General features: G+C 38.3%; 13 protein-coding genes and 1 rRNA gene. 8 read left to right on the forward strand and 6 right to left on the reverse strand.

What is annotated here, in order from left to right:
* Together DV356_RS05590 and birA are read right to left on the reverse strand one after the other, a co-directional pair.
* Positions 1 to 199 (reverse strand): 16S ribosomal RNA (locus DV356_RS05590); the annotation flags it as partial.
* Between the two features lie 356 nt (positions 200 to 555).
* Positions 556 to 1,461 carry a bifunctional biotin--[acetyl-CoA-carboxylase] ligase/biotin operon repressor BirA gene (gene birA / locus DV356_RS05595; protein ID WP_162628638.1) on the reverse strand — a complete coding sequence of 302 codons (906 nt, stop codon included), beginning with the start codon at positions 1,459 to 1,461 and terminating at the stop codon, positions 556 to 558.
* Positions 1,462 to 1,590: 129 nt separating this feature from the next.
* Here birA and guaB point away from each other — a divergent pair, with 129 nt between their 5' ends.
* Together guaB and guaA are read left to right on the forward strand one after the other, a co-directional pair.
* Positions 1,591 to 3,057 (forward strand): IMP dehydrogenase, encoded by a 1,467-nt coding sequence (gene guaB, locus DV356_RS05600; protein WP_118806647.1) that lies wholly within the window; start codon positions 1,591 to 1,593, stop codon positions 3,055 to 3,057.
* A gap of 109 nt (positions 3,058 to 3,166) precedes the next feature.
* Positions 3,167 to 4,738: a glutamine-hydrolyzing GMP synthase gene (gene guaA, locus DV356_RS05605; RefSeq protein ID WP_105872773.1), complete on the forward strand. Its 1,572-nt coding sequence runs from the start codon at positions 3,167 to 3,169 to the stop codon at positions 4,736 to 4,738.
* Between the two features lie 61 nt (positions 4,739 to 4,799).
* Here guaA and rarD read toward each other — a convergent pair whose 3' ends face one another.
* Entirely contained in the window at positions 4,800 to 5,690 is an 891-nt protein-coding gene (gene rarD / locus DV356_RS05610) for an EamA family transporter RarD (RefSeq protein WP_162628636.1), read from the reverse strand.
* A 119-nt stretch (positions 5,691 to 5,809) separates the two neighbouring features.
* Here rarD and DV356_RS05615 point away from each other — a divergent pair, with 119 nt between their 5' ends.
* Positions 5,810 to 6,271 (forward strand): Lrp/AsnC family transcriptional regulator, encoded by a 462-nt coding sequence (locus DV356_RS05615; RefSeq protein WP_013525489.1) that lies wholly within the window; start codon positions 5,810 to 5,812, stop codon positions 6,269 to 6,271.
* A 38-nt stretch (positions 6,272 to 6,309) separates the two neighbouring features.
* On the opposite strand, the gene nhaA is transcribed toward DV356_RS05615, so the two are convergent.
* Entirely contained in the window at positions 6,310 to 7,512 is a 1,203-nt protein-coding gene (nhaA, locus tag DV356_RS05620; protein WP_005668803.1) for a Na+/H+ antiporter NhaA, read from the reverse strand.
* A 187-nt stretch (positions 7,513 to 7,699) separates the two neighbouring features.
* On the opposite strand from nhaA, the gene brnQ reads away from it, so the two are divergent.
* Positions 7,700 to 9,010: a branched-chain amino acid transport system II carrier protein gene (brnQ, locus tag DV356_RS05625; RefSeq protein ID WP_065251724.1), complete on the forward strand. Its 1,311-nt coding sequence runs from the start codon at positions 7,700 to 7,702 to the stop codon at positions 9,008 to 9,010.
* A gap of 107 nt (positions 9,011 to 9,117) precedes the next feature.
* Here the strand turns inward: brnQ and nanQ are convergent, their stop codons facing one another.
* Entirely contained in the window at positions 9,118 to 9,585 is a 468-nt protein-coding gene (gene nanQ / locus DV356_RS05630) for an N-acetylneuraminate anomerase (protein ID WP_005668233.1), read from the reverse strand.
* Positions 9,586 to 9,660: 75 nt separating this feature from the next.
* Complete coding sequence (locus DV356_RS05635; RefSeq protein ID WP_239990309.1) at positions 9,661 to 10,032, reverse strand: glycosyltransferase family protein; 372 nt, start codon at positions 10,030 to 10,032, stop codon at positions 9,661 to 9,663.
* A gap of 300 nt (positions 10,033 to 10,332) precedes the next feature.
* On the opposite strand from DV356_RS05635, the gene pnp reads away from it, so the two are divergent.
* From pnp to mltF, 4 genes are all read left to right on the forward strand, one after another.
* Positions 10,333 to 12,462: a polyribonucleotide nucleotidyltransferase gene (gene pnp / locus DV356_RS05640; RefSeq protein WP_118806648.1), complete on the forward strand. Its 2,130-nt coding sequence runs from the start codon at positions 10,333 to 10,335 to the stop codon at positions 12,460 to 12,462.
* 81 nt (positions 12,463 to 12,543) lie between these two features.
* Complete coding sequence (gene nlpI / locus DV356_RS05645) at positions 12,544 to 13,488, forward strand: lipoprotein NlpI (protein ID WP_112119635.1); 945 nt, start codon at positions 12,544 to 12,546, stop codon at positions 13,486 to 13,488.
* Positions 13,489 to 13,606: 118 nt separating this feature from the next.
* Positions 13,607 to 15,448: a DEAD/DEAH box helicase gene (locus DV356_RS05650; protein WP_118806649.1), complete on the forward strand. Its 1,842-nt coding sequence runs from the start codon at positions 13,607 to 13,609 to the stop codon at positions 15,446 to 15,448.
* Positions 15,449 to 15,566: 118 nt separating this feature from the next.
* On the forward strand, positions 15,567 to 17,015 hold the full coding sequence (mltF, locus tag DV356_RS05655; RefSeq protein ID WP_118806650.1) for a membrane-bound lytic murein transglycosylase MltF: 1,449 nt from the start codon (positions 15,567 to 15,569) through the stop codon (positions 17,013 to 17,015).

A 17,015-nucleotide genomic window follows, 5' to 3' on the forward strand; every position in this document is an offset into this window, starting at 1 on the left:
ACTTTCATCTTCCGATAATACGCGGTATTAGCGACAGTTTCCCGTCGTTATCCCCCTCCATAAGCCAGATTCCCAAGCATTACTCACCCGTCCGCCACTCGTCAGCAAGAAAGCAAGCTTTCTCCTGCTACCGTTCGACTTGCATGTGTTAAGCCTGCCGCCAGCGTTCAATCTGAGCCATGATCAAACTCTTCAATTCAAGTTCAATCGCTCAATAAACTGCTTAGCTATAAATAAAATACTACTTAAAAAAGTAATAATGAATTTTCAGTTAAGCACCTATTAAGACTTCAAAATTAAAATATTTTTAAAACAAGTCAATCAACAAGTGCCCACACAGATTGTCTGATACATTGTTAAAGAGCAAAAAATAACGACGCACTTGGAAACTTAAAAAAACTTCACAACAGTGCGTCGTTGTGTGCGGTGCATTATAGGGATTTTCAAATCCCTTGCAAGTACTTTTTGTAAAAATATTTAAAAAAATGATCTTTTGATGGAAATATAAACATTTTATTAAAAAGTGCGGTTAGAATAGTCAAACTTTTATTGCTATTATTTCTTACGTAATGAAACTTCTCCGCCATTAAACATCTGAATTTTATTGCCACATAATACTTTTAAATAACCACGTTCATCTATGCCTTGTTCAATACCTGAAATAACGCCTTGCTCAGTAAGCACATTTATTTCACTATTTGAAAACGCATTATATGATTGCCATGTTTGTTGAAATTCCTCATCAATACCATTTTGTTCAAAGATATTTAAACGTGTATATAAATGTTGTATAAGTTTGGGTAATAAAGTTTGTCGCTCTACATCAGGATCAATTTCACACACTTCCGCATAAGGCTGACTAATTTCTGTTTGTTTTGACAACGACACATTAATACCTACGCCAATCACTAAATTGAGCATGCCATTTTTATGATTAGCAATTTCAACTAAAATGCCACCTAACTTTCTTTCATCAAACAAAATATCATTTGGCCATTTCACTTGTACATTTAGCACTTCCGCAATCGCCAAACCGATGACTAAACTTAACCCCTCAATTGATTTTTTAGGATCAAACATCCAATAAAAACTAAACATGATTTGCCCAGCAAAAGGCGATAACCATTGGCGACCACGCCGACCGCGCCCTGCAGTTTGATATTCAGCCACACAAAGATCACCTTTTTTTAAGGAAGGAATATTTTGTAGTATCCATTCATTTGTAGAGGAAATAATCGGCTGATAATGGATACTATAAGGAAAAAGTGCGGTTGAAATTTGCTGAGGATTTAATAAAGGAAGCATTGGCACTAAGCGATAATCTTGTCCATCAACGAGAATATCCAAACCAATTTCACGTAATTGTTGAATATCTTCCTCTAGATTTTTAGAAAATTTTTCCAATTCAGACCGCACTTTTGTCTGACAATCCGCTAAATATGTCAATAACGTAAAATTCATCATTCATTCCTTATGGCAAATAGTATGAAAATCATAGCATAAATCCTAAAATTTCGTTTTCAAAATAAAGTGAAATCTGTATAATCCCGTCGCAATATTTTTTAACTTCAACTTAGCGAGAATATTGCAATGTCATTACGCATTAAACAAGAAGCCCTTACTTTTGACGATGTTCTACTCGTCCCAGCTCACTCAACAGTGCTTCCAAATACTGCCAACCTTTCAACTCAACTTACCAAAGAAATTCGTTTAAATATCCCAATGCTTTCAGCAGCAATGGATACCGTAACTGAAACCAAACTTGCGATCTCTTTAGCACAAGAAGGCGGTATTGGCTTTATTCATAAAAATATGACGATCGAACGCCAAGCAGATCGCGTGCGTAAAGTAAAAAAATTCGAAAGTGGTATCGTTTCTGAACCAGTAACTGTTTTACCAAATTTAACGCTTGCCGAACTTGCTGAAATGGTGAAGAAAAACGGATTTGCGGGCTACCCTGTTGTAGATGGGGAAAATAATTTAATCGGTATCATTACTGGCCGTGATACACGTTTCGTAAAAGATTTAAGCAAAACAGTTTCACAAGTAATGACGAAAAAAGAAGACTTGGTGACCGTAAAAGAAGGGGCGAGTCGCGAAGAAATTTTGGAATTAATGCATCAACACCGTGTTGAAAAAGTATTAGTGGTTAATGATAGTTTCAAACTTAAAGGTATGATTACCGTTAAAGACTTCCAAAAAGCAGAACAAAAACCAAATGCATGTAAAGATGAATTCGGTCGTTTACGTGTCGGTGCGGCTGTAGGTGCAGGTGCTGGCAATGAAGAACGTATTGATGCCTTAGTGAAAGCAGGCGTAGATGTACTATTAATTGATTCTTCTCACGGTCACTCAGAAGGCGTATTACAACGCATTCGTGAAACTCGTGCAAAATATCCAAATTTGCCTATCGTTGCAGGTAACGTAGCAACGGCTGAAGGTGCAATTGCATTAGCAGACGCAGGCGCAAGTGCGGTAAAAGTAGGTATTGGCCCTGGTTCAATTTGTACAACTCGTATTGTAACTGGCGTAGGTGTTCCACAAATCACGGCTATCGCAGATGCAGCGGCGGCATTAAAAGATCGTGGCATTCCAGTCATCGCAGACGGCGGTATCCGCTTCTCTGGTGATATTGCAAAAGCCATCGCTGCAGGCGCAAGCTGTGTAATGGTTGGTTCTATGTTTGCGGGTACAGAAGAAGCACCAGGTGAAATCGAACTTTATCAAGGTCGTGCATTTAAATCTTACCGTGGTATGGGCTCATTAGGTGCGATGGCGAAAGGCTCTTCAGACCGTTACTTCCAATCGGATAACGCGGCAGATAAACTCGTACCAGAAGGTATCGAAGGCCGTATTCCATATAAAGGTTATTTAAAAGAAATCATCCATCAACAAATGGGTGGCTTACGTTCTTGTATGGGCTTAACGGGCTGTGCAACTATTGATGAACTACGCACCAAAGCGGAATTTGTTCGCATTAGCGGTGCAGGCATTAAAGAAAGCCACGTTCATGATGTTGCTATTACTAAAGAAGCACCGAACTATCGTATGGGCTAATCTTTAAGGTGGGCTTTAGCCTGCCTTTTGCTGTTTAAAGTGCGGTTGGTTTTTGCAAAGTTTTAAATAATATGAACCGCTTACACTATCAATAATAAGAGCATTATAAATGACAAATATCCACAATCACAAAATCCTGATCCTCGACTTTGGCTCACAATATACTCAACTGATTGCACGTCGTGTGCGTGAAATCGGTGTGTACTGTGAACTTTGGGCTTGGGATGTAACCGAACAACAAATCCGTGAATTTGCTCCAACGGGTATCATTCTTTCTGGCAGCCCTGAAAGCACAACTGAAGAAAACAGCCCTCGTGTGCCTGAATATGTGTTTAATGCTAGTGTACCAGTATTAGGCATTTGCTATGGAATGCAAACGATGGCAATGCAACTTGGCGGTTTAACCGAAACGTCTGATCACAGAGAGTTCGGCTATGCTTCCGTTTCTCTTGAAAATTCAACCGCACTTTTTGCAAATCTTAACGATAATTTAACCGCTTCTGAGCCAAAATTAGACGTTTGGATGAGCCACGGCGATAAAGTAACGCGCTTACCAGAAAACTTCAAAGTAACTGGCACAACGCCAACCTGCCCAATTGCTGCAATGTCGGATGAAAATCGTCGTTTCTACGGCGTACAATTCCACCCTGAAGTAACCCATACCAAAAAAGGCTTGGAATTATTAACCAACTTCGTAGTAAACATCTGTGGTTGCGAAACTAAATGGACAGCTGAAAACATTATCGAAGATGCCGTTGCTCGCATTAAAGAGCAAGTGGGCGATGATGAAGTGATTTTAGGCTTATCTGGTGGTGTGGACTCTTCTGTTGTTGCATTACTTTTACACCGTGCTATCGGCAAAAACTTACACTGCGTATTTGTGGATAACGGTTTGCTTCGCTTACACGAAGGCGATCAAGTCATGGAAATGTTTGGCGATAAATTCGGTTTAAACATCACTCGTGTTGATGCTGAAAGCCGTTTCTTAGGCGAACTTGCAGGCGTATCTGATCCTGAAGCGAAACGTAAAATTATCGGTAAAGTATTTGTTGATGTATTTGATGATGAATCGAAAAAACTCACTAATGTGAAATGGTTAGCACAAGGTACGATCTACCCTGACGTGATCGAATCTGCAGCAAGCAAAACCGGTAAAGCACATGTGATTAAATCACACCACAACGTAGGTGGCTTACCAGACTATATGAAACTTGGTTTAGTTGAACCTTTACGTGAATTATTTAAAGATGAAGTACGTAAAATCGGTTTAGCATTAGGCTTACCGGCTGAAATGATCAACCGCCACCCATTCCCTGGTCCAGGCTTAGGCGTGCGAGTATTAGGTGAAGTGAAAAAAGAATACTGCGATTTATTACGCCGTGCGGATGCGATCTTTATCGAAGAATTACGCAACAGCGGTTGGTATGAAAAAACCAGCCAAGCCTTCAGTGTGTTCCTGCCTGTGAAATCTGTAGGCGTAATGGGCGATGGCCGTAAATACGATTGGGTTATTTCCCTACGTGCGGTAGAAACCATCGATTTTATGACCGCACATTGGGCTCATTTGCCTTATGATTTATTAGGCAAAGTGTCTAACCGCATCATCAATGAAGTGAATGGCATTTCCCGCGTCGTGTACGACATCAGCGGAAAACCACCAGCGACAATCGAGTGGGAATAAAAAATCACTTTTTTAGATAATTTCTAATTATTTCAGTAACTTTAATAAGTGCGGTTAATTTTTACCGCACTTTATTTTTGTTTAAAATCCCTTCTATACCAATCATAATGAGACTTAACCAAATAGGCACATAAGTAAAATAGTCGCTTGTGGTTATTTGATTATCTAGCACAAAGACAGCTATTAAAAAAAGCAATATGGGTTCAATATAACTCAACACCGCAAAAATACTAACTGGAATTTGTTGGCTGGATTTTAAGTTGGCTGAAAGCGAAATCGCACTCACAATACCAAGTGCTGGTAGCAATAACCAATAACGATATTCTTGCGTAACCAAAGAAAGCGTATCGCTTTGAGAAAGAATATAAATAAAACAAGGAATCGAAATTAAAATAATATCCAATGTAATTCCTTGTAGAGCAGGGATTTTCATCCATTTACGGCTTAGATAATAAAATGGATAAACCGTACAAACCCACAAACTTGTCCATGAAAAACTTTGAGTGTGCCATAATTCATGTGCAACACCGCAGGCAGCTAGTAAAAGCGCGATTTTCTGAATAAATGATAAACGTTCTTTTAACCAAGCCCATCCTAAAATAGCCATGATCAGAGGGAAAAGGAAATATCCCATCGCAATATTTATCCCTTCGCCATTTAGCGGAGCCCACATAAAGAGCCAGAATTGACTTCCCGCATCTAATGTCCCCAGTAAAAATAAAACCCAACGCGTCCAACTTTTTCCTAACGTTGTCGTGATAAGAGACAAAAGAGAGCGACAACCAATAGTCGGGAATAAAATTAAAAGTAACCCAAAGATCATGGTCAGCATACGCCACGCAAAAACATCCGTTCCGCTAAGTGGTTGGAGCCATATACTAAATAAATACAATATGCCAAATAAACATTGTGAAAAAATGCACAATAATACACCTTGAGTAACTACTTTCATTTTGAACCTCATCTCATCAATGTGATTATTATAAAATCCCAAGGCAATAAAAAATCTCAACTTTATTTTTTATTGTGATAATATTTTTCTCAATAGTTACATTTTTGAGAAATTATCTTATGCAAACACTGGATAAATTAGATCGTAATATTTTGAATGTATTACAACAAGATGCCATGATTCCGTTAAAAGAACTGTCAGAGAAAGTGAATAGTTCCGTTGCAACCTGTCAACGACGTGTGCAATCATTAACTGATTCAGGCGTTATTACAAAACGAGTTGCAGTTGTTTCCCCAAAAGCCGTTGGGCGTACGATTAGCGTATTTGTCATGGTCGAAATGGATAATCAACATTCTTATTATCAAGAGCAATTTGAACGGAAAATGCGTCAAGAAGACGAAGTGGTAAGCTGTTACGAAATCTCAGGGGACTATGATTTTATGTTGCTACTCCATGCAAAAGATATGGAAAGCTATCACGCATTCACACGCCGAGTATTGACGGGTGAATTTCATGTAAGAACTTATAAAAGTTTATTTGTAATGAATTTTACCAAAGCAGATAGTGGAATTATCTTATAGAACAAGTGCGGTAAATTTTTACCGCACTTTGTGTATGATTAACTTAGTTTTGTCGTCTGTTTTAAGAATAAATAACCAAGTATTGCCGAAACCGTTGATCCAAGTAGAATACCTAAACGAGAAAGGGTATTGACACTTTCCCCCGCATTAGCATCAAACGCAAGGCTTGCTAAGAACATTGACATCGTAAAACCGATTCCACATAAAACCGCAACAGCAAAAATTTGTTTAAAATTAATTCCATCCGGTAATTTAGCTAATCCCAATTTAACAGAAATATAACTAAATCCAAATATACCGACTGGTTTACCAATAATTAAACCGCTTGCTATAGCCAATAATAATGGCGACGAAATCATATTCACATCTATGCCTGCAAAACTCACACCAGCATTGGCAAATGCGAAAAGTGGTAAAATAACGAAAGATGACCAAGAGGCTAAAATATGCTCGAAATCATCTAATGGGCGTTCTCCTTTTTTACCTTTCAATGGAATGCTAAAACCAATAATAACGCCTGCTAAAGTAGCGTGCACACCAGACTTTAATACGGAAGCCCATAAAATTGCACCTACGACCATATAAGCGCAAAGTGCGGAAACTTTGAAACGATTTAATAATATCAGCGCAATAATTGCCACGGCAGAAAAAATTAGTGCTTGTACACTCAATCCGTGCGAGAAAAATAATGCAATAACAACTATCGCACCGAGGTCATCAATAATAGCAAGGGCAAGTAAAAATATTTTCAGTGGAAGTGGCACTTGTTTACTCAATAACGCCATAATTCCCAGTGCAAAAGCAATGTCTGTTGCCATTGGAATTGCCCAGCCATTAGCTAAACTTGGATCTTGTTTAGCGATAAACCAATAAACTACAGCCGGTATAACCATTCCGCCAATAGCTGCAATAGCAGGGAAAATAGCTTGTTGATAGGTAGAAAGCGCGCCTTCAAATAATTCTTTTTTGACTTCCATTCCCACTAATACAAAAAACACCGCCATAAAACCATCGTTAATCCAGTGAATTAAGGTTTTATTAATTGAGAAACTACCAATTTGTAAACTTACAGGCAAATTTAAAAAATCATTATATTGGTTGCTTAACGGCGAATTAGCCAGCAACATCGCAACAACAGCTGAAAAAAGCAATAATATACCGCCAGCAGATTCTAATTTAAAAAAACGTTGGATCAATTTTATCACATAAACCCCTTTAAAAATACATAGCAAAAAATTCACAAAGGGGCATCCTAGCATATTTTCGAAGTTAAAGGAAAAAGTGCGGTAGATTTTGTCGGGATTTTTAACGAATTGTCGATAAAATGCCATATATTGTGACAAAATTCACATTTTTAGTTTTACAGAATAGGGATTCTCTACACTTTGTAGTAGAATGCAGGCCTTTTTATTTTTAGAGTCAAAAATTATGTTTTCACGTAAAGATATTATCGTTTTAGGAATGATGATCTTCGCCTTATTTTTAGGTGCAGGTAATATCATTTTTCCGCCTATGGAAGGATTTTCCGCAGGACAACATTGGACGAGTGCTTCCTTAGGCTTTGTTTTAACTGGCGTTTTAATGCCATTTATTACGCTTGTCGTGGTAGCGATTTTAGGTCGTGGCGAAGAACTTACTAAAGATTTACCAAAATGGGCTGGCACAGGTTTCCTCGTTATACTTTATTTAACCATTGGCTCTACCTTTGCAATGCCTCGTATCACGAATGTTGCTTATGAAATGGCGTGGTTGCCTTTAGATCTAGTGGAAGATAATGCGAATGTTCGTTTCCTATTTTCACTCATTTTTAACTTAATCGCGATGGGCTTTATGATTAGCCCAAATACGATCATTTCAAGCGTGGGTAAATTTATGACACCAGCTTTATTAGTGTTACTTATTGCTGTAGCAATTACCGTATTTATTTCGCCTTTATCTGAAATTCAAGCGCCAAGTAATGCTTATGAAAATAGCCATTCTTTATTAATCGGCTTAACCAGTGGTTATCAAACGATGGATGTACTTGCAGCCATTGCTTTTGGTGGAATTGTCGCCCGAGCATTATCAGCGAAAAATGTGACAAAAACCAAAGATATTGTGAAATACACCATTTCAGCCGGATTTGTTTCTGTCATTTTACTCGCCAGTTTATATTTTTCGCTTTTCTATCTAGGTGCAACCAGTGCTGCAGTTGCAGAAGGGGCAACGAATGGTGGACAAATTTTCTCTCGTTATGTAAATGTCTTATTCGGTTCAGCTGGGACTTGGATTATGGCAGGTATTATTGTGTTAGCTAGCTTAACAACACTTGTTGGTGTAACTAGCGCATCTGCTGATTATTTTTCAAAATTCTCTGTGCGTTTTTCTTATCCATTCTGGGCCGCACTTTTTACCGCAATGACAATCACTGTTTCACAATATGGTTTAACGGATCTACTTCGCATAACGATCCCAGCCTTGTTATTAATTTACCCAGTAGCTATTGTGCTTGTTTTATTGCAATTCTTACGAAAAAAACTTCCATCAATAAAATTTACATACAATAGTACATTGCTCGTTACGGTTTGTTTTAGTTTATGTGACAGCTTAAATAACGTTAAAATGTTACCAGAAAGCATCAATTCATTATTGAAACACTTCCCTCTTTCATCTGAAGGAATGGCTTGGTTGGTTCCGACTTTAGTAATGTTAGTTGCAAGCATTTTTATTGGAAAAGCATTGCGTAAAACCCATTCTTAATCTCACAAAGTGTTTTATTTATCAGCCCTGTGCCGTAAAACTCCGTCCTTCAGGGCGGAGATATAAGGCACAGGGCTGATAAATTTCTAACCGCACTTTTTCAAAAATTAAATTAATTTAACAGGTACTTTTACGACTAATTTTTTAATTTTTTCTGTTTTTCCATTCACTACACAGCAAGGCTTGTGCGGTTCATAAGGATAGAATACAGCGAACATTTTTGGTTTCATTGTGACGGTGAATTTATCATCAATATCTGCACAAAGTTGATAATCATCCGCTTCGTTGTAATCTTCATACTTAGATAAATTCGGATAGGTTGCGCCCACTTCGATATTTTCCGTGCCACGAATAAGCACTTGCACATCTAAGTATTCATGATGTAATTCTGCTTTTTTACTGCTTGGTTCTGCAGTTTCTGGTTCCATTACGTTCATATAAATTTGATCGTTAATATCATGGCGACCATTTTCTAACGCATTCAAATCTAACGTATTTAAATAATCACATACTTCAGCAATCACTTTTGGTAAACCAACTTTAAAATTTGGGCTGGTTAAGCTGCTAATAATCATAGAATTTTCCTTATAGTGGATAAAAGTTACACTATGATACCAAGTCGGTTAAATGAAATAAAGCCACCGATTACATCATCTCTCTTGATTAATCCAATTAGCTCTTGTAGTACCGAGTGAAAGAGAGCAAATATTTTGCCAACTTATTGACGCATAAAGTCTAAACAATGAAATTACGGCATTAACACAAGCATTTTCAGAAAAAATATTATCAAGAGGCTTATGAGGACCTGTAAAATGAAAAATAACAGGAGAAATATCAAGAGTATTAATTGAAATCATATGAACTAATTGTAATGTTGAATAGCGTTTAGCAAAATAAAGTTGAAGATCATTTTGCCACGATTCAGAAATATCTCCTGTATGTAAAATAAAAACAGAGAGATTTTCATTGTGCATTAATAAAGATTTCAGTGTAATTTCTACATTAAGGAAGATAATTAGCATCACTAGCCATCATTACATTATACTTCATATAAAAGAACCTAATTTCAGAGAGAACAATCAATTTTTAGGAGGAAAATACTGTCGAAACAATGATAAGAAGTTGGTAATGTGAAATAAAGTTAGCCATTAAAGCCAAACATCCTGTATAATGCACGGGCTTTATTTTCTACATTAGCGTGCGGCTATCAAAAGAAATTTTTAAACGCCAAAAGTGCGGTCATTTTTTCGAAAGATTTCTTTTGCTAGTCGCAATCTGGGAAATAAGGCATTGTTTTTAATATAAATTTTAAGGAAAACATTGTGAATCCAATTGTTAAACAATTTAAATACGGTCAGCATACCGTTACTCTAGAAACTGGCGCGATTGCACGTCAAGCAACGGCTGCGGTTATGGCAAGCATGGACGATACCACGGTATTCGTGACTGTTGTTGCTAAAAAAGATGTGAAAGAAGGTCAAGACTTCTTCCCATTAACCGTAAACTATCAAGAGCGTACTTATGCGGCGGGTAAAATCCCTGGTGGTTTCTTCAAGCGTGAAGGTCGTCCATCTGAAGGCGAAACTTTAATTGCACGTTTAATTGACCGTCCAATTCGTCCATTATTCCCAGAAGGTTTCTTCAATGAAATCCAAGTTGTGGCAACTGTGGTTTCTGTAAACCCACAAATCAGCCCAGACTTAGTGGCAATGATCGGTGCTTCTGCAGCATTAACCTTATCTGGCGTGCCTTTCAATGGCCCTATCGGTGCAGCACGTGTTGGTTTTATTGACAACCAATTCGTATTAAACCCAACTATGGCAGAACAAAAACAAAGCCGTTTGGACTTAGTGGTTGCAGGTACTGACAAAGCCGTATTAATGGTTGAATCAGAAGCAGACGTTTTAACTGAAGAACAAATGTTAGCGGCAGTTGTATTCGGTCATCAACAACAACAAGTTGTGATTGAAGCAATCAAAGAATTTGCAAAAGAAGCGGGCAAACCACGTTGGGATTGGGTTGCTCCACAACCAAACACAGATTTAATCAACAAAGTAAAAGCGATTGCTGAAGCACGTTTAGGCGATGCATACCGCATTACTGAAAAACAAGCTCGTTACGAACAGATCGATGCGATTAAAGCGGATGTAATTGCGCAAATCACAGCTGAAGATGAAGAGATCAGCGAAGGTAAAATCGTGGATATTTTCACCGCATTTGAAGGCCAAATCGTTCGTGGCCGTATCATTGCAGGCGAACCACGTATTGATGGCCGTACCGTTGATACTGTTCGTGCATTAGATATTTGCACTGGTGTATTACCACGTACTCACGGTTCTGCGATTTTTACTCGTGGCGAAACGCAAGCATTAGCTGTTGCGACTTTAGGTACTGAACGTGATGCACAAATCATTGATGAATTAACGGGTGAACGTCAAGATCACTTCTTATTCCATTATAATTTCCCTCCATATTCTGTAGGCGAAACAGGTATGATCGGCTCGCCAAAACGTCGTGAGATCGGTCACGGTCGTTTAGCAAAACGTGGTGTAGCGGCTGTTATGCCAAGCCTTGCAGAATTCCCATATGTTGTACGTGTTGTATCTGAAATCACTGAATCTAACGGTTCTTCTTCTATGGCCTCTGTATGTGGTGCGTCTTTAGCATTAATGGATGCAGGTGTACCAATCAAAGCAGCAGTTGCGGGTATCGCAATGGGCTTAGTGAAAGAAGAAGAGAAATTCGTGGTGCTTTCAGATATTTTAGGCGATGAAGACCATTTAGGCGATATGGACTTTAAAGTAGCGGGTACACGCGAAGGTGTCACCGCACTTCAAATGGACATCAAAATTGAAGGTATCACCCCTGAAATTATGCAAATTGCATTAAACCAAGCAAAAAGTGCACGTATGCACATTCTTGGTGTAATGGAACAAGCAATTCCTGCTCCACGCGCGGATATTTCAGATTATGCACCGCGCATCTATACAATGAAAATCGATCCTAAGAAAATCAAAGATGTGATTGGTAAAGGTGGTGCAACAATCCGTTCACTAACTGAAGAAACTGGCACTTCTATCGATATTGATGATGATGGTACAGTGAAAATTGCCGCAGTAGATAGCAATGCAGCGAAAAACGTAATGGGACGTATTGAGGAAATCGTTGCAGAAGTTGAAGCTGGCGCAATTTACAAAGGTAAAGTCACTCGTCTTGCTGATTTTGGAGCATTCGTCGCAATCGTTGGAAATAAAGAAGGTTTGGTTCATATTTCTCAAATTGCTGAAGAGCGTGTAGAAAAAGTTAGCGATTACCTTCAAGTGGGTCAAGAAGTAAACGTAAAAGTTGTTGAAATCGATCGTCAAGGTCGTATTCGTTTAACAATGAAAGACTTGGCTCCAAAACAAGAAACTGAAATTAACCAAGAAGATTCTGTCGAAGAACAGGAATAATCTTGGAATATAGAATCAAAACTTGGTAGCATTCGCTGCCAAGTTTTGTTGTTTTCCAACTTTTAGGCATAAAGAAAGCAAATGCGGTGTTTTCGCTTATCTCGCCATTTTATAGTCTATTTATTTAGCTTATGTGCGATCTTACTCCTTGCTGGCTGTGTTCAGTCTAGGGGTGGTTTTGTGTCTAAAAATCATGTCGTGTTGGCTGAACAAAACCCGAATACTCACTTTGAACAAGAAGTGATGATCGTGCGATTAAGCCAAGTACTACTGGTTGGAAAAATGAGTAATGAAGAACGTGCATCGCTACATTTTGAACGTGGCGTACTCTATGATTCTCTTGGATTATGGGGACTTGCTCGTTATGATCTTACTCAAGCCCTTGCATTACAGCCGAAAATGGCATCTGTGTACAATTACTTAGGGCTTTATTTATTGCTTGAAGAAGATTATGACGGCGCATTGGATGCTTTCAATACGGTGTTTGAATTAGATTCAGGTTATGACTATACCCACCTTAATCGTGGTTTAAATTTTTATTATGTAGGGCGCTACCATCTTGCTCAGCAAGATTTCTTACAGTTCTACCAAGCCGATAAAAAAGATCCCTATCGTGTCTTATGGCTATATTTGAACGAACAAAAATTAAAACCACAAGAAGCCCAAACAAACCTTGTTGAACGAGCAAAAGGGCTATCAGAGGACTTCTGGGGTACACACATCGTTCAATATTACTTAGGACACATCTCTGTAGAAGAATTACAACAACGTGCAAGTGAATTTTCCGAAAATTCACAACAATATGCTGAAATTCTCACAGAAACCTATTTTTATCTAGCAAAACAAAAACTCAATGTAGGGCTAGTAGATGAAGCAGCAGCTTTATTTAAACTAGCCATGGCAAATCAGGTTTATAACTTTGTTGAGTATCGTTTTGCCGCGTTTGAACTCATGAAACTAAAACCAGTTCAAACAGAAGACGAAAAAGAAGAGAAAAGTGCGGTAACAAAAGCGATTGTTTTCTAAAAATCAATCAAAACTCACCGCTCTTTGCAGTAGAACGAATAGAAAAATTCATTCGCTCTGCTCAACTTAATAAACCGAAAGCCCGTTGAGCTTTCCTTATTTATATTCGAGTATTTTAATGACTGACAAAATTACTTTTAATGACTTAGGCTTACCTGAGTTCATCTTAAAAGCTGTTTCTGACTTAGGTTTTGAAACACCTTCTCCAATTCAACAATCTTGTATCCCGCATTTGCTCAGTGGCAATGATGTGCTAGGTATGGCACAAACGGGTAGTGGTAAAACCGCTGCCTTTGCACTGCCTTTACTCGCGCAAATTGATCCAAGTGAAAAACATCCACAAATGTTAGTAATGGCACCTACACGCGAACTTGCTATTCAAGTTGCCGATGCGTGCGAACTATTTGTTAAATATGCACAGGGCACTCGCATTGTTACCTTATATGGTGGCCAACGTTATGACATCCAACTTCGTGCATTAAAACAAGGCGCACAAGTGGTTGTGGGTACACCAGGTCGTATTCTTGACCATATTCGTCGCGGAACATTAAATCTTTCTGAACTTCGTTTTATCGTATTAGATGAAGCCGATGAAATGCTACGCATGGGTTTCATTGATGATGTAGAAACCGTCATGGCAGAATTACCAGAAAATCATCAAACTGCGTTATTCTCTGCAACAATGCCTGAACCGATCCGTCGTATTACGAAACGTTTTATGAATGATCCGAAAGAAGTGAAGATCAAAGTGAATAACGAAAATGCCCCAGATATCGACCAAAGTTGTTGGTATGTACACGGAGTGCGTAAAAACGAAGCTCTTCTTCGTTTCTTAGAAGTGGAAGATTTTGATGCAGCGATTATTTTTGCTCGCACTAAAACTGGTACTTTAGACATTACAGAACTACTTGAAAAAAATGGTTTCCGTTCTGCCGCACTTAATGGCGATATGACACAACAATTACGCGAACAAACCCTCGATCGCTTACGTAACGGCAGTTTAGATATTGTTGTGGCAACCGATGTGGCTGCACGCGGTATTGATATTGAACGTATCAGCCTTGTGGTGAACTACGACATTCCGCTTGATGCAGAATCTTATGTACACCGAATTGGGCGTACAGGTCGTGCTGGTCGTTCTGGTCGTGCTTTATTATTTGTTGAACCTCGCGAGCGTCGTTTACTTCGTAATATTGAACACCTAATGAAAAAAGGTATCAATGAAGTAGAATTGCCAAATCATCTTGTGTTACAAGAATGCCGCCGCAAAAAATTTGTCGCCAAAATTACGAAACAACTCGAGCATCACGATTTAGAGCAATATCGTAGTTTATTAGAAGACTTATTCACAGCCGATCAGGATCAAGAAGATATTGCTGCTGCAATGTTAATGTTGTTACAAGGTAAACAAAAACTCATTCTTCCACCTGATCCGCCAATGGAGAAACGTCGTCGTGAACGTAATGATCGCGGTGATCGCCGTGAAAATCCACGTTCAGCTGAACGTCGTGGCGAACGTAAAGGCTATGGAAATCCACAACCAATGGATTTATATCGTATCGAAGTCGGTCGTGCAGATGGTGTAGAAGTTCGCCATATCGTTGGTGCGATTGCTAACGAAGGTGATATCAATAGCCGCTATATTGGTCATATCAAACTTTATGATGACTACACTACCGTTGAATTGCCACAAGGTATGCCGAAAGAATTATTGCAACAATTCGGAAAAACACGCGTATTGAATAAACAAATGCAAATGTCTTTCTTAGGTGCAGTAAAATCCGATAATTCCCGTGGCAGCGATGATTTTAACGGTAAACGTAAAGGTCGTGGTGGCGATTTCCGTGGAGAGCGCGGACGTGAACGCGGCAATGATAATCGTGGAAATCGTAAATTTAATGAAAAAAGTAACCGCACTTTTAGCGACAAACCACGCCGTGATCGTAGAGCATCATTCTAAAAATAAATCGTCTGATATTTTACATACACTTAGCCCCTTGAACCTCAAGGGGGCTTTTTATTGTCTATAGTGAAAGTTTTGGCTACAATCCCATAACTTTTTTATATAGGAAAAATCATTGAAAGGTCTTTTTTTACGTATTATTACTGCTCTAGCGTTATTATTTTGGGCTATTGATATGGTGTTCCCATGGCAATTTTTACGTCATACTGAAGAAAATCATTATACTGCAATTCAAGCTAGGGGATCACTTTATGTAGGAACAATAAATAACCAGATTTCTTATTTTATTAATAAAGATAGCGAACGAGGCTTTGAATATGAATTAGCCAAAGCATTTGCTGATACTTTAGGCGTAGAACTCGAAATGAAAATTTTCGATAATCAAGAGCAGTTATTTGATGAACTTGATAAACACAATATTGATTTAGCTGCCGCCCACCTTTTATACCATCCTAAAAATGCGGAACGTTTCCAAATAGGTCCTGCATATCATTCTGCTTCATGGCAATTAGCTTATCGAAAAAATGAAAATCGTCCTAAAAATTTAGGTAACGTAAAGAAAGATATTTATATCTCAAATAATTTAGCATTAGAAGAAACGCTAAAAGAATTACAAAAACAATATCCACAATTAACTTGGAAAAGAAATCAAGCACTTACTCAAGAAGAACTATTACTACAACTGGCTGAAGGCAAAATTCCTTACGTTATTGCAAATTCTATTGATATTGCTGCAATTCAACAAATCAAACCAGAATTAGCCATTGCCTTTGATATTACTGATGAAGCAAACGTTCACTGGTATTTACCCAATAGCCCCTACCGCGATCTACAAACGGCTTTACTCAATTTTATGAATAATGCCGAAGAAACGGGACTTTTAGATAATTTAAAAGAAAAATATTTAGGACATATTTCACAATTTGATTACGTGGATACACGCTCTTATATGAACGCAATTGAAAATACCTTGCCACAATTCTCACTGCTCTTTGAAAAATACAAAGGTGAATTAGATTGGCGACTACTCGCAGCAGTGGCTTATCAAGAATCTCATTGGAATCCTGACGCAACATCGCCAACTGGAGTACGTGGCATAATGATGCTCACCAAAAATACCGCACAACATATGAAAATCAGTGATAGAACAGATCCTGAACAAAGTATTAAAGCTGGTTCAGAATACTTACACTGGTTGATTAGTCAGCTTCCTGAAAGCATTGAAAAGGAAGAAAGAATTTGGTTTGCCTTAGTTGCCTATAACATAGGACTCGGTCACTTAATTGATGCACGCCGTTTAACTCAAAATCTTGGAGGAAATCCAGATAATTGGCTCGATGTGAAAAAAAATCTGCCTTTATTAGCAGAAAAACGCTATTATTCCCAACTGAAATACGGCTATGCAAGAGGCTATGAAGCCTATCAATATGTAGAAAATATTCGCCGCTATATGAATAGCATCGTAAATTATCATCGAGTCCAAGAAAATCAAACAACGAATGATAATGCCAACAACGAAAGTGCGGTTAAAAATTTAGAAGAAATAAAAGAAAATAAGGATTAA

The sequence above is a fragment of the Haemophilus influenzae genome (genome assembly GCF_003494325.1).
In the GTDB taxonomy this organism is placed as follows: domain Bacteria; phylum Pseudomonadota; class Gammaproteobacteria; order Enterobacterales; family Pasteurellaceae; genus Haemophilus; species Haemophilus influenzae_I.

Bases quoted from the DNA above. Each gene is read 5' to 3' on its own strand.
- DV356_RS05615 (WP_013525489.1), top strand. From the start codon at position 5,810: ATGCAAACACTGGATAAATTAGATCGTAATATTTTGAATGTATTACAA.
- nanQ (WP_005668233.1), bottom strand. From the start codon at position 9,585: ATGATTATTAGCAGCTTAACCAGCCCAAATTTTAAAGTTGGTTTACCA.
- DV356_RS05635 (WP_239990309.1), bottom strand. From the start codon at position 10,032: ATGCTAATTATCTTCCTTAATGTAGAAATTACACTGAAATCTTTATTA.
- nlpI (WP_112119635.1), top strand. From the start codon at position 12,544: ATGCGGTGTTTTCGCTTATCTCGCCATTTTATAGTCTATTTATTTAGC.
- DV356_RS05650 (WP_118806649.1), top strand. From the start codon at position 13,607: ATGACTGACAAAATTACTTTTAATGACTTAGGCTTACCTGAGTTCATC.
- rarD (WP_162628636.1), bottom strand. From the start codon at position 5,690: ATGAAAGTAGTTACTCAAGGTGTATTATTGTGCATTTTTTCACAATGT.
- brnQ (WP_065251724.1), top strand. From the start codon at position 7,700: ATGTTTTCACGTAAAGATATTATCGTTTTAGGAATGATGATCTTCGCC.
- guaA (WP_105872773.1), top strand. From the start codon at position 3,167: ATGACAAATATCCACAATCACAAAATCCTGATCCTCGACTTTGGCTCA.
- birA (WP_162628638.1), bottom strand. From the start codon at position 1,461: ATGAATTTTACGTTATTGACATATTTAGCGGATTGTCAGACAAAAGTG.
- guaB (WP_118806647.1), top strand. From the start codon at position 1,591: ATGTCATTACGCATTAAACAAGAAGCCCTTACTTTTGACGATGTTCTA.